Consider the following 13,379-nt stretch of genomic DNA (forward strand, 5'->3'; position numbering starts at 1 on the left):
CAACAACCGAGAGAAGAAAGATGCTGGCTCCCTATCCACCCCTGCCAATGAACGAGCTGAGCCGGCAGCGCCTGATTGATGCGCACCCGTGCCTGGTGGAAGGCAACAGCGATTCGTTTCTCGATGAGGTGGTGAAGATTGCCGCGCTGTACTTCAATACGCCGATCTGCCTGATCACCATCCTTGATCGCAAGCGCCAGTGGTTTCGGGCGCGCCTGGGTACCGACCTGCAGGAAACGCCGCGCGCCGATTCGTTCTGCGCCTACAGCGTGGCCATCGGTGAGAGCGTGGAAGTCTGCGATGCCCAGCAGGACGAGCGCTTCCGCCGCAATCCGCTGGTTACCGGCGAGCCGGGCATCCGCTATTACGCCGGGGTTCCGCTGGTACTCGATGACGGTCTGGTACTGGGTAATCTGTGCGTGATCGACACCCAACCGCGGCCAGCGATGTCGGCCACGGACATGATCATGCTGCAGCAGATCGCCCGCCTGGCCGTCACCCGCCTCGAGGAAATGCGCGTCGCCGCGTTCATTGATGGTGCCAGCGGCCTGTACAACCACGCCAAACTCGATGCAGACATCAACGATGCGCTCGACAGTGGCGACAGCCCGATGGCCGTGGCGATCGAGCTGCTGTCGCCAGCGCAGCTGAACGACATGCTCAAGTCGCTCGGCTTTGATTTCCTGACCAATTTCACCTTGCAGCTGAAAGCCAAGCTGCGCGCCCTGCTGCCGGCCAGCTGGGAACTCTACAAGATCAGCGCGCTGCGCTTCGCCTGTGCCGTACCCGGCAATCAGGTGGAGCAGATCTCGGCGGTATTCGCCACACTTGTGGAGGCGTTCAGCAAGCCGCTCCATTGTCAGGAGCTGCCGGTACTGCCGCAGCTGGGTATCGGCGTGCTACGTCTGAAGCCAGGCAAGGTGCCTGAAGACTGGATGCGCTTGATCGTCTGTGCTGCCGATGAAGCGCGCATCTCCGGGCGGGGCTGGGCCTATTACGACGAGCAGATGGACGCCGCCCAGCAACGCAGCATCCGCTTGCTCAACGACCTCGCCGATGCAGTGCGTGCCGACGACCAGCTGCGTCTGGTGTTCCAGCCTCGGGTCGACCTGAACAGCGGCGCTTGTCTGTCCGTCGAGGCGTTGCTGCGCTGGACCCACCCGATTCTGGGCGAGGTGAGCCCCGCCGAATTCATTCCCCTGGCCGAGAAGACGCCGCTGATCCATGCGGTGAGTTTCTGGGTGATCAACCAGGCCGTCAGCCAAATCGCTGCCTGGCGTCAGCAGGGCCTGGACCTCAAGGTAGCGATCAACGTGTCGGCCCAGGATCTGAACAACGATCACCTGACCGACGAGATCGTGCGCCTGCTGGCGCGCAACGACCTGCAGGGTTCCTGCCTGGAGGTGGAGTTCACCGAAAGCGCGCTGGTCGGCGATTTCTCGGTGGTGCTTACCCAGATCGAGCGCCTCAAGGCGATGGGCGTTGAGATCGCCATCGACGATTTTGGCAGCGGTTACAGCAACTGGTCATACCTGCGCGATATTCCAGCCGATACGGTGAAGCTCGACCGCTGCTTCATGGAGGACCTGCAGCCAGGCAACAAGGACTGGAACATCGTGCGCGCGTTGATCAGCCTGGCCAGGGAGCTTGGCCAGCGGGTGGTCGCCGAGGGCATCGAAACCGAGCACACCCTCGAGGTGATTCGCGAATGGGGTTGCCAGGAGGCTCAGGGCTATTACATCTCGCGACCGCTGGCGCCGCACGCGTTGCTCGCCTGGCTGGGCGCGCGCACGCCCATGACCGCCGGCTTGGGCGGCTCGGAGCTGGCCTAGTTCGGTTGGAAAAAAAACAGCGTGAGTGGCGTCTGAAATATTCGGTTACTGCTAGCATCAAGCTCGTCAGCCATCACGAGCCGCCGCCATGGCCCTGCACCTCTGGTTCACCTTCTTTCTGGCCTATCTGGCCACCACCATGACGCCTGGACCGAACGTGCTGCTGGTGGTGCGCAATGCCTTGCGCCACGGGCCTGCAGCCATGGGCGCCACCCTGGTTGGCAACCTGACGGCCCAGTTGCTGGTGGTCACCGGGGTTGCATTCGGTGTTGGCGCGCTGCTGGTAGCCATGCCGTCGGCGTTTCTGGCCCTGAAAATCATTGGCGCCGGCTACCTGATCTACCTGGGCGTGCGCCAACTATTCGGTCGCAAAGTGGCCAACAATGCGGCTGAGGTGGCGGCGACCAGTAGCCCGTTGGCGAAATGGCGTATCGCTGCCGAGGCGTTTCTGGTTTCGATCAGCAATCCCAAGTCGATGATCTTTCTGTGCGCCTTTCTGCCGCAGTTTCTGCAGGCGGATCGTTCCGTGCCGGTGCAGTTCGTCGTCATGTACCTGACCATCGCTGCGGTGGTGATCAGCGTGCACGCCGTCTATTGCTACACCGCCTTTCGCTTCAGCAAACGCCTCGGTGCGGCGTATTGGGTCGCACTTATCAAGCGCTTGAGCGGCGCGCTGTTCATCGGCCTGGGTCTGCGCCTGCTCACTGCCAGGGCACTGTAATCCGCTTGTTGGTTAGCGGATGCGGATAGCAGAACGCCGACCTGGGCAGGTCGGCGTTCTGGTCTGCAACGGTGTGCGTCTGCTTAGCTCTTCAGCGCTTTGGTAGCCGATTCGCGGTAGGTTTGCGCGCAGGTGACGTGGTCACTGCCGTCCCAGCACTCGATGTTCTTCAGGTCCGGCATGTCGTCACGGTGGAACACCGGCTCCACGCCCTGGCGACGCTGGGCGTTGTAATGGCTGAGCAGGCGCGCGGCGATCGCTGCCAGCGGCAGAATGGCGATCAGGTTGGTCAATGCCAGCAGCGGCATGAACACGTCGGCCATTGACCACACGACCGATACCTTGACCACCGAGCCGATCAGTACGAAGGCCATGACCAGTACGCGGAACAGGTTGAGTAGCAGCTTGCTGTCGAACATGTACTGGATATTGGACTCGCCGTAATAGTAGTTGCCGATCACCGAGGTGAAGGCGAACAGCAGGATGGCGAAGGTCAGGTAGTGAATCGCCCAACTGCCGAGCTGCTCGGCCAACGCCCACTGGGTCAGGCTGGCGCCCAGGGTGGCATCACCGTAGGCGTGGCTCGGATCGGCGACCAGGATGATCAGCGCCGTCATGGTGCAGATGACCAGGGTGTCGAAATACACGCCCAGGGTCTGCACCAGGCCCTGCTTGACCGGGTGGGAAACCGAGGCGGTGGCGCTGGCGTTGGGTACCGAGCCCATGCCCGCCTCATTGGAGAACAGGCCGCGGCGCACGCCCATCATGATCGCCGCACCGATGCCGCCACCGGCGATTTCGCGCAGGCCGAAGGCGTGGGCGAAGATGTCGCTGAATACCCGCGGCACCTGGTCGATGTTGAGCAGGATCACCACCAGGCCGATGCCCAGGTACAGCAGGGCCATCGCGGGTACCACGGTGACCGAGACCTTGGAGATGGTCTGCACGCCGCCGAAGATGATCACCCCGGTCAGTACGGTCAGCGCGATGCCCACGCCCCAGGCGAGGGTGCGGCTGCCGCCTTCACCGCCAAAGGAGGTCTGCATGGCATCGACGATGGAGTTGGCCTGCACCGAGTTGAACACCAGCCCGTAGGTGATGCTGATCATCACCGCGAACACTACGGCCAGCCAGCGCCAGCCCAGGGCGCGCTGGATGTAGTAGGCCGGGCCGCCATGGTAGCGGTACTGCTTGTCCGACTTGTACAGCTGGCCGAGAGTCGACTCCACGAACGACGTGGCGCCACCGACCAGGGCCACCATCCACATCCAGAACACCGCACCCGGCCCGCCGACGGCGATGGCCGTGGCCACCCCGGCGATATTGCCGGTGCCCACCCGCGACGCCGCGGAAATGGTGAATGCCTTGAAGGACGAGATCGCCTGCTTGTCACCATGGTTGCGCTCGAGAATCACCCGGAACATTTCCGGAATCATCCGTAGCTGCACACCGCGGCACACATAGGTGAGGTAGAGGCCGCTGAGCAGCAGCATGGGGATGGCAAGGTAGGTCCAGAGCAGGCCGGAGAAGGCATCGAGCAACGCTGACACGGGCGTCTTCCTGTGGTGGTCTTGTTCGAAGGGGCGCGAGGATAGGGCAATACGCCCAAATTCCCAAACCCGATTGCGCTGACGGCGGGCCGCCAAGCCCATCCCAATGACCCGCAGCGGTACTGCTTAGGGCGGAAACGGGCGGGTTGGTTCAGGTTAACGAGGCGGCGTGCGGGCTCTTGCAGGCCGCTGTGGCCTGGGGAGTGGAAGCCCATTGCGGGCTTCCAGATTATGACGAGGTATTGCTCAGGGAATCAGCTTGGCCGCGCGCAACTGCTCGAACACCGCAAAGAATGCATCGTCACTGGCCTGGTAGTCGAGAAAGCCAAGCTTGCGGCTTTTCGACATATCGGTGACCACTTCAATGGGGCGACCCAGGTCGGCATCGGTGTGCCAGGGTGAGACCAGGCGCTCGATCTCGGCTTCGGCCAGGCCGTGCTTGGCGGCCAGGGTATGCCAGATCTCCGCATCGTTGGCCATCTGCTCTTCGAGTGGTGCGGGCTCACCTTCGAAGGGCGCGGCCTGGATACCGAACCATTCGGCGATGCGTTGCCACATCCATTTCCAGCGAAACACGTCGCCGTTGACGATATTGAACGCCTGGTTGGCAGCTGCCGGGGTGGTCGAGGCCCAGTGCAGTTGTTTGGCCAATTGGCGGGCATCGGTCATGTCGGTGAGGCTGTTCCACTGCACGGCCGAGCCGGGGAAGCGGAAAGGGCGGCCGGTTTCCCGGCAGATCGAGGCATAGACGGCAAGGGTGGTTGCCATGTTCATCGCATTACCGACCGCCACGCCGGTGATGGTATGCGGGCGGTGCACGCTCCAGGTGAAACCGTCACGCTTGGCGGCGGCGAACACTTCGTCTTCCTGGGCATAATAGAAGTTCTCCACGTCCAGGCGGCCCTGCTCCTCGCGAAACGGCGTCTGCGGCAGGGTGCCCTTGCCGTAGGCCTCAAAGGGGCCGAGGTAGTGCTTGAGCCCGGTGACCAGGGCGACATGCTTGACGCTGCCGGCCGCGCGCAAGGCATCCAGCAGGTTGCGGACCATCGCCGCGTTGACGCGAATGTTTTCCGCCTCGGTGGCCTGCCGCGCCCAGGTGGTCAGGAACACGTGAGTGGGCTTGAGGCCTTCGAGGGCGCTGGCCAGCGAGGCGGGGTCGAGCAGGTCGGCGGCCAGCGGGGTGACGTTATCGGCGGTGTTAGGGTTGCGGGCCAGACCGGTGACCTGCCAGCCCTGTTCGGCCAGCAGCCGCGAGGTAGCGCTGCCGACGATACCGCTGGCGCCGACGACCAGTGCGTGATGTGCCATGAATCTATTCCTCCACAAGAACGAGTATTGGCACCATAGCGAGGCTGCAGACTCAAACCAAGACGGCACCAAAAGGTAACCACCCGATGCAACCCGGCACTCCCGATGAACAATGGCGCGAAGACTGCGCACCGCGCCGCGTACTCGAACTGTTCGCCACCAAGTGGACGAGCATGATCCTGCACACCCTGCATGCCCGCCACGGCGGCTCGGCCCGCACCGGCGTGCTGCAGCGCAGCCTGCCCGGCATCTCCAAGAAAATGCTGGTGCAGACCCTGCGCGAACTGGAAGCCAGTGGCCTGATCGACCGCCAGGTGCATGACAGCGTACCGCCCACGGTCGACTACTCGCTTACCGAACTCGGCCAGCGGCTGGTAGAGCCCATCGAGATGATCTACGACTGGGCGCGAGACAACGCCCCGGCGCTCGATGCCTTGCAGCCGCGGCAGACGTCGCGTAGGCGTTGACTGCGCGTCCCGATCCCCTACGGGTCTTTTCGGCGTGTAGCGCCCGCTGCGCAGGCGCTCATACCACCCCGACCTGGCCTCAGGACGCCACGGTTGACCCCCGATCCATGACGGTATCCAGGTTGTCGCCATCACCCTCGTAGTCTTCGTGCTGGCCGTCCCAGTAGGTGTGGCCCTTGTCGACGAAGTAGTCGTATTCGTCGCTGCGGTACTCGAAGATGCTCTCGTCGTCCGGCGCGTCGCGCTGGCCGTAGCTGTGCATGTATTCGTCGAGGAATTCGAAGCGGCGCAGGCCATCGTCGGTGAGCAGGTCGTCGCCTTCCAGATCGGTGAACAGGTCCTTGAGGCTGTCGCGGTAGTCGTCGAGTTTGTTGTTGTATTTGATGTCTTCGATGATGCTGAAGGGCAGGGTGGCAATGGTCAGCGCGGCGGATATCCAGAACATCGGGCCGACCGCGGCGCGGGCGAAGCTGAGCTTGGCCAGGGCGCCGGCCGAGGCTGCGCCGCCGCCCACGCCGAAGGCACCGGCCGCCACCGTGATGGCGCCCTGAGCGATCATCGCCTTGTCGCCGGTATCGGCGCCTTTTTTGATCATCAAGCCGCCAAGTACCGCATCGGCGACGCCGACGAAGGTATTGGCGCCGGCATCCAGCACCCGCAGGAAGGCACCGGCGCCGCGGCTGAAGGCGTTGGAATCGGCCAGTACCGGCGTGCCGCTGAAGCCTTCCTTCATGCCCTTGATGACCTCTTTGTAGTCGGATTGCGAGAGGTCGAGCTTGTCAGCCATCTTGGCGTCGTCGGCCAGTGGCGCGCTGGCCAGCAGCTCATCGAGGTTGGTCTGGAAGCGCGCGCCGATTTCCGAGGTGAACGGCCGGTTCTCCGGCAGGTCCTTGCCGAAGATCTCCGGTAGGGATTTGTCCAGGCCCAGCATGGCGTTGACGTGGCTGCCATTGACCTTGTCGATGATGTTGGTGCCCAGGTTGACGAAGTGCTGGCTGGCGCCGAAGAAGGCGACCATTTCCTTGGCGATGGCCAGGCGTTCCTCTGGGGTGCCGCCCAGCTTGCCGCCGGCCATCTGGTAGATGCCCGATGCCAGGGAGATCAGGCCGCCGGCAGAGCCCAGGGCGCCGTTGCTGTTGAGTACGCTGATGGCCGACAGCATGCCACCGCCGGTCTTCTCGTTGAGCGCCTTGTAAACGTCCTTCTTCATCAGGTCGTCGATATCGCCCTGGGTGATTTCGCCGTTCTTGATGAAGCGGTCGCCCAGTTCCTGCAGCGCCTTGCCGAAATCCTTCGCGGTCTGCTTGTCGCCGAGGAATTCGTTGACGAACTTGTCGAGGCTTTCGGCGGTGCGCCGCGGCAAGTCCACACCGGCTTTTTTCAGGGCAGTGAGTACGGTCTTGACCACGTCCTGGGTGGCCAGGGCCAGGTTGCCGTCATTGACCAACTCGGGATTGGCCATCAGCTTGTCGAGGTCGACGATGGTGGCGTCGAGCTGTAGCTTCTGGGCAAACTCGGCGGCCTTTTCCGGGTTGGCGATGGCCAGTTGCGCGTAGGTTTCGCGGATGTCGGCGGCGGCCAGGTCGTTTTTCTCGTCGGCCTGCAGGTCGCGGATGTGCTTGACGTAGTCCTCGCTGAAGGCCATGTCTTCGAGTTTCTTGGTCACCTCGTCCTTGTTGGGCAAGGCGTCGAGGGCGCTTTTCTGCGCCTCGAGGAAGTCCTTCTGCACGGCTTCGCTGGAGAACAGCGTGGTGAGCTGTTCGTCGACCTTGCGGCCGTCGATGATGGTTTCGAAGTCTTCACCCTTGGTACCGCTGGTGCTCTGACCCTTGCTGATGTCCAGGGTGACCATGTCCAGGCCGCCCTCCAGCGTGCCCTGGGCGCGCAGGGTGCGGTACATCTTGGCGCGGTCGTCATCTTCCTTGATGGAACCGTCTTCGATGCCTTTCTTCCAGCCGTCTATGACCTTTTGCCAGGTCAGCTCACTGACGGTGAGCGAGCGTTTGCTGTCCTTGGGGTCTTTCTCGCGGGTTTCCATGCTGCCGATATCCAGCTCGCCGGTGCTCGGCAGCTTGCTGTCGCCACGGGCATCATCGACCATCTCGAGGTTGTTGCGGCGGCCCTGGTCTTCGGCGACCAGGCGGTCGTACAGGGTGGGATTGAGTTCGCGGGAGACGATGACCTTGCGGCTCTTGTCGCCATCGAAGACCTCGGCGCGTACATAGCCATCGCCGACCTCGCCTTCAGGGCCGATGGTGGCACCGGCGATCTCCTCGCTGGTCAGGTAATCGTCCGGGTGCAGCATGGCGTAGCCTTCCTTCTCCTGCTCGTTGGCCTTGAGCATGATCTCGGCGTTCTTTTTGAGCTGGGCGAAGAGTTCCGGGCTGACGGCAGCCGATACCGCGACCTTGTCGCCGTCCCAGGTTTCGTAGGTGATGAGGCCGTTGTCGCCGACGTTGCCTTCCCAGCGGATGGCCTTGTAGTCGGGGTAGGGCGGTGCTTCGCCGTCGCGCTCGAGCAGGCTGTGGCCATCTGCCTGGGCGCGGTCCATGGCGCCACGGGAGTCCGGGTTGCTGATGAGTTTTTCCATTTTGCTCAGGTAGTCGAACAACCCCGGGTTGTCGTCCTTGTGCAGCACCACCTTGTCGTCGCCGTTGTGATAGCGGATCACCCCCGGGCCCATTTCACCGACCTTGCCGACGCCCAGGCCGCTGTAGGGCGGCCAGGTCTCGTTGTCGCTGGCGCGGCGGTAGCCGTCCTCCTCGCTGGCCTGGATGCCGTCGAGGGGTTCCTTGAAGCTGCTGAGCTTGTCGAACATGTCCGGGTTGTCGGCCCTGGCGAGCACCACCCCATCACCGTCCCTGTTGCGGTAGCGGATCACCTCGGGCGAGAGGCTTTCGATGGCCTGGTAGTCGCGCACGCTGTCCGGCGCCTTGTCGTCCTTGCCGGCGCGGCGGTCACCCTCGGCGGTTGCCTGGTTGAGCGCCTTGAGGGTCTCGAAATCCTTTTTCACCTGCTCGAACAGCGCCGGGGAGGTGGAGCGCAGTACGATGATCTTGTCGCCGCTGTGGGTCTCGTAGCGAATGGTGTCGTTGGCCACCTCATTGGCCGGGCCGATGTGCTTGTAGTCGCCGAGGGCCGGCGCCTTGGCGTCTGGCGCCGCGGGCTTGTAATCCTGGCGCGGCTTGGTCTGGGCAAGGGCCAGGTTGGCATCGAAGGTTTTCTCGGAGGAGGACGGCGGCGTTTTCGCCAGACGTGGGATGCTGCTCATGGTGGGCTCCATTCGACCAGAGGTATGAGGGTTGCCTGACAACCACGACTCCAGCATGGAGCCGCTACAAGCACGATGGCCGCGGTTGCGCCGCGGCAAACGGGACTGTGCGAGGCGCGGATGACAGATTGATTGCAATTGCGGCTGGGGAAAATGCGTGAACGTGGAAGCGCTGCAGCGATAGCCAGCGTGGCTGCGGCCAGCAGCGCGACTGGCGGGCGGATGGAGCTCGTCGTGTTTAACAGTTTTTCACAGCGCCCCGGTTCGGCTTGTCGCTAGTGTTTCTTGCACAACAGGGCTTGAGCGGAGGAGCCAGCATGAATGTCGAGAATGTCGGGCAATTGAACACGGTGCCGGGGCAGGGTGATCCGGGCCCAGAATTCGATGCCGCGCTGGCTGGCGCCTGGCAGGGCGAGTGGACCCGCCGCGAACAGGCTCGCGACCAGGCAAAGGCCACGGGTGACGAGGCCCTGGCGCAGCATTACCAGAACGAGCTGGATGTGCTGCAGTTGATGATGCCGGGGATCATGCCGGGCGAGGCACCGCCGCCCCCGGTGCCCGCCAGCCTGGCGCAATTGCCGCCCCAACAGCAGGCACTGGTCGACCATGACCCCGTAGTCGACCAGCACTCGCCGCCCGTCACGCCCACCGACAATGTCGCCCACGACGCCGCGATTCCCAAGGGCAACAGCCTGACCTTCGTCAACGAAGGCGATACGCCGCTGACCATCGAGTTCACCGCCAATGCGGGGCAGGCCGGTATTCCTTCCATCACCCTGCAGCCCGGCGAAACGCTGGCGCAGGGTTTCCCCACGGGCTGGTCCGGCAACTTCCGCAGCACGGCCGGCGACGGTGCCCATGTGACGCTGGGTGAAGTGGCCTTCAACGGCGGGGTTGACGGCAACCAGACCTTCTATGACGTCAGCTATATCGAAGGCAACAATGCGCGCATGACCATAGAACCAAGTGAAGGCGGTGCCAAGTCCGGCACCCTGGACGATATCGTCAGCGACGCGCCGGATGCCATCAAGGCGCGGGATGAGCAGGGCAATGTCTACGGCCTGAAGAAGACCACCACCTCGGAGGTCTTCGATGACCCGGTAATCGACTACTACCGCGACGCCGTGGGCGAAGGTGAAGGTTACGTCGTGCCCAAGGATGACATCAGCACCCTGGGCACCGGCTCCAACAGCCTGACCGTGCGCGTGGCCTGAGCCTGCGCCGGAACGCAGCCCCTGGGCCTCAGGCCGGATGCATGCCCGAGCGTTTGAGCAGCTGCTTGCAGCGCTCGGACAGGTGCACCACGCGCAGGTGCTTGCCAGCCTTGGTGTAGCGCTCGCGCAGGGTGATCAGGGCGGCGATGGCCGAGTAGTCGACGAAGCTCAGGTGGCGGCAGTCCACCGTGACGTGCTCGGGATCGTTGGTGGTATCGAACTGATTGAGAAACTGCGTGGTGGAGGCGAAGAACAGCGTGCCCCAGGGTAGATAGAGCTTGCTGCCATCGGCCTCGATACGGGTCTCGGCGTGCAGTTCGCGGGCGTGCTGCCAGGCGAAGTTCAGCGCGGCGATGACGATGCCGCACGACACCGCCACGGCCAGGTCGGTGAGCACGGTGATGACGGTCACGGCGACGATCACCAGCACGTCGTTGAGCGGCACCTTGCCGAGCACCCGTAGCGACGCCCAGGCGAAGGTCTGCTGGGCGACCACGAACATCACGCCGACCAGCGCAGCGAGGGGGATCAGCTCGATCAGCGGCGACAGGAACAGGATATAGAGCAGGATCATCACGCCCGCGACGATGCCGGACAGGCGGCCGCGACCGCCGGAGCTGAGGTTGATCATGGTCTGGCCGATCATCGCGCAGCCGCCCATGCCGCCACACATGCCCGAGGCGATGTTGGCCGCGCCCAGGGCCACGCACTCGCGGTCCGGGTGGCCACGGCTTTCGGTGATCTCATCGGTGAGGTTGAGGGTCAGCAGGGTTTCCAGCAGACCGACCATGGCCATCAATACTGCGTAAGGCAGGATGATCTTCAGGGTTTCCAGGGTCCAGGGAATCTGCGGCAGCGCCGGTACCGGCAGGCCGCCGGCGATCTTCGCCATATCGCCCAGGGTGTGGGTCGGCAAGTGGAGGAAGTAGGTCAGCAGCCCCACGCTGAGGATCGCCGCCAAGGCCGGCGGAATCGCCTTGGTCAGGCGCGGCAGGATATAGACGATGGCCATGGTCAGCGCCACCAGGCCAATCATCAGGTACAGGGCGTTGCCCTCGATCCAGCGACCGTCGTGCTGGAAGTGTTCCAGTTGCGCGGTGGCGATGACGATGGCCAGGCCGTTGACGAAGCCGAGCATCACCGGGTGCGGCACCATGCGCACCAGCTTGCCCAGACGCAGCAGGCCGAAGGCCGTCATGATCAGGCCGCCGAGCAGCACGGTGGCCAGCAGGTACTCGACGCCGTGCTGCACCACCAAGGCGATGATGACCACCGCCATGGAGCCGGCCGCGCCGGAAATCATCCCCGGACGACCGCCGAACAGGGCGGTGATCAGGCAGATGAAGAAGGCGCCATACAGGCCCATCAGCGGGTTGACCTGGGCGACCAGGGCGAAGGCGATGCACTCGGGCACCAGCGCGAACGAGGACGTGAGACCGGCCAGGATATCGGCGCGCAGACGAGCGATTTTCATGGGTTACCTGAATCGAGCAAGACGGACGCCCGGCAGGCGCGGGGCGTGATACGGCCTGTGCGGCCTTGGAGTTGGAAGGCCTGCGATGGTAAGGAATCACGGTCGTGAAGGCCAGTGCCGTGGAGCTGAGCGCTGATGCGTTGCCCGGTTTCGCGGCGTTGGGCCTGGCAGCGAACTGCCCTGCGACAACAAGGCCGGCCAGCAAAAATGTGGCCTGGCTGGCTTTTGGAGCGACCAATAGGTCTAATTAGGCTTTTTCTCAGGCGCAAAATCGGCAGTAGACTGTCGCCTGCCCAAAAAACGATGACGAGGTAAACGCGTTGATTATTCACCCTAAAGTTCGTGGCTTCATCTGTACCACCACCCACCCGCTGGGTTGCGAGCGCAACGTGGCCGAGCAGATCGAGGCGACGCGCAAACTGGGCGTGCGTAATGACGGGCCGAAAAAGGTGCTGGTGATCGGTGCTTCCAGCGGCTACGGCCTGGCTGCGCGCATCACCGCCGCCTTCGGCTTTGGCGCCGATACCCTGGGCGTGTTCTTCGAGAAACCGGGCACCGAAACCAAGGCCGGCACTGCTGGCTGGTACAACTCGGCGGCGTTCGACAAGTTCGCCAAGGCCGAGGGCCTGTACAGCAAGTCGATCAACGGCGACGCCTTCTCCGATGAAGCCCGTGCCAAGGTCATCGAGCTGATCAAGAACGAGATGGGCGGCAAGGTCGACCTGATCGTCTACTCCCTGGCCTCGCCGGTGCGCAAGCTGCCGCAGAGCGGTGAAGTGGTCCGTTCGGCACTCAAGCCCATTGGCCAGCCCTACAAGTCGACCGCCATCGACACCAACAAGGACACCATTATCGAGGCGTCCATCGAGCCCGCTACCGAGCAGGAAGTTGCCGATACCGTGACCGTCATGGGCGGCCAGGACTGGCAGCTGTGGATCGACGCCCTGGCTGGCGCCGACGTGTTGGCCGAAGGCGCGCGTACCGTGGCGTTCAGCTACATCGGCACGGAAATCACCTGGCCGATCTATTGGCACGGTGCGCTGGGCAAGGCCAAGCAGGATCTGGACGAAACTGCCCTGCGCCTGGACAAGAAGCTGGCCGGTGAAGTCAAAGGCGGCGCCAACGTGGCCGTGCTCAAGTCGGTGGTCACCCAGGCCAGCTCGGCCATTCCGGTGATGCCGCTGTACCTGTCGATGGTGTTCAAGATCATGCAGGAAAAGGGCGTCCACGAGGGCACCCAGGACCAGCTCGACCGCCTGTTCCGTGACCGCCTGTACCGCGCTGACGGCGCCCCGGCTGCAGTCGACGAAAAAGCCCGCCTGCGCCTGGACGACTGGGAACTGCGCGACGACGTACAGGACGCCTGCAAGGCCATGTGGCCACAGGTGACCACCGAGAACCTGTTCGAGCTGACCGACTATGCCGGTTACAAGAAGCAGTTCCTCAACCTGTTCGGCTTCGAGCGCAGCGACGTGGACTACGATGCCGATGTGGCTACCGACGTCCAGTTCGACGTGGTGCAGCTGTAACCCGCGCACTGCC

General features: G+C 63.5%; 9 protein-coding genes. 5 read left to right on the forward strand and 4 right to left on the reverse strand.

From position 1 onward, the window contains the following. Positions 1-20 precede the first annotated feature (20 nt). Both BM154_RS12030 and BM154_RS12035 read left to right on the forward strand, forming a co-directional pair. Entirely contained in the window at positions 21-1,832 is a 1,812-nt protein-coding gene (locus BM154_RS12030; RefSeq protein WP_074883793.1) for a sensor domain-containing phosphodiesterase, read from the forward strand. An 88-nt stretch (positions 1,833-1,920) separates the two neighbouring features. Further along, positions 1,921-2,553, forward strand: a complete 633-nt coding sequence (locus BM154_RS12035; protein WP_074883795.1) for a LysE family translocator — start codon at positions 1,921-1,923, stop codon at positions 2,551-2,553. Positions 2,554-2,636: 83 nt separating this feature from the next. Here BM154_RS12035 and BM154_RS12040 read toward each other — a convergent pair whose 3' ends face one another. Both BM154_RS12040 and BM154_RS12045 read right to left on the reverse strand, forming a co-directional pair. Next, positions 2,637-4,103, reverse strand: a complete 1,467-nt coding sequence (locus BM154_RS12040) for an alanine/glycine:cation symporter family protein (RefSeq protein ID WP_074883797.1) — start codon at positions 4,101-4,103, stop codon at positions 2,637-2,639. A gap of 246 nt (positions 4,104-4,349) precedes the next feature. Next, the gene (locus tag BM154_RS12045; RefSeq protein WP_074883800.1) at positions 4,350-5,411 is read right to left on the reverse strand and encodes an SDR family oxidoreductase; all 1,062 of its coding nucleotides are present in this window, start codon (positions 5,409-5,411) and stop codon (positions 4,350-4,352) included. An 86-nt stretch (positions 5,412-5,497) separates the two neighbouring features. Here BM154_RS12045 and BM154_RS12050 point away from each other — a divergent pair, with 86 nt between their 5' ends. Further along, positions 5,498-5,878 (forward strand): winged helix-turn-helix transcriptional regulator, encoded by a 381-nt coding sequence (locus tag BM154_RS12050; protein WP_074883804.1) that lies wholly within the window; start codon positions 5,498-5,500, stop codon positions 5,876-5,878. A 79-nt stretch (positions 5,879-5,957) separates the two neighbouring features. Here the strand turns inward: BM154_RS12050 and BM154_RS12055 are convergent, their stop codons facing one another. Next, positions 5,958-9,149: a hypothetical protein gene (locus BM154_RS12055; RefSeq protein ID WP_074883807.1), complete on the reverse strand. Its 3,192-nt coding sequence runs from the start codon at positions 9,147-9,149 to the stop codon at positions 5,958-5,960. Positions 9,150-9,466: 317 nt separating this feature from the next. Here BM154_RS12055 and BM154_RS12060 point away from each other — a divergent pair, with 317 nt between their 5' ends. Continuing rightward, positions 9,467-10,363 (forward strand): glycoside hydrolase 64/thaumatin family protein, encoded by an 897-nt coding sequence (locus BM154_RS12060; RefSeq protein ID WP_074883809.1) that lies wholly within the window; start codon positions 9,467-9,469, stop codon positions 10,361-10,363. A gap of 28 nt (positions 10,364-10,391) precedes the next feature. Here the strand turns inward: BM154_RS12060 and BM154_RS12065 are convergent, their stop codons facing one another. Beyond that, the gene (locus tag BM154_RS12065; RefSeq protein WP_074883811.1) at positions 10,392-11,837 is read right to left on the reverse strand and encodes a SulP family inorganic anion transporter; all 1,446 of its coding nucleotides are present in this window, start codon (positions 11,835-11,837) and stop codon (positions 10,392-10,394) included. A gap of 320 nt (positions 11,838-12,157) precedes the next feature. On the opposite strand from BM154_RS12065, the gene fabV reads away from it, so the two are divergent. Continuing rightward, positions 12,158-13,366, forward strand: a complete 1,209-nt coding sequence (gene fabV / locus BM154_RS12070) for an enoyl-ACP reductase FabV (RefSeq protein WP_074883814.1) — start codon at positions 12,158-12,160, stop codon at positions 13,364-13,366. Positions 13,367-13,379 lie beyond the last annotated feature (13 nt).

It is taken from the genome of Phytopseudomonas argentinensis (assembly GCF_900113905.1).
Classification (GTDB): domain Bacteria; phylum Pseudomonadota; class Gammaproteobacteria; order Pseudomonadales; family Pseudomonadaceae; genus Aquipseudomonas; species Aquipseudomonas argentinensis.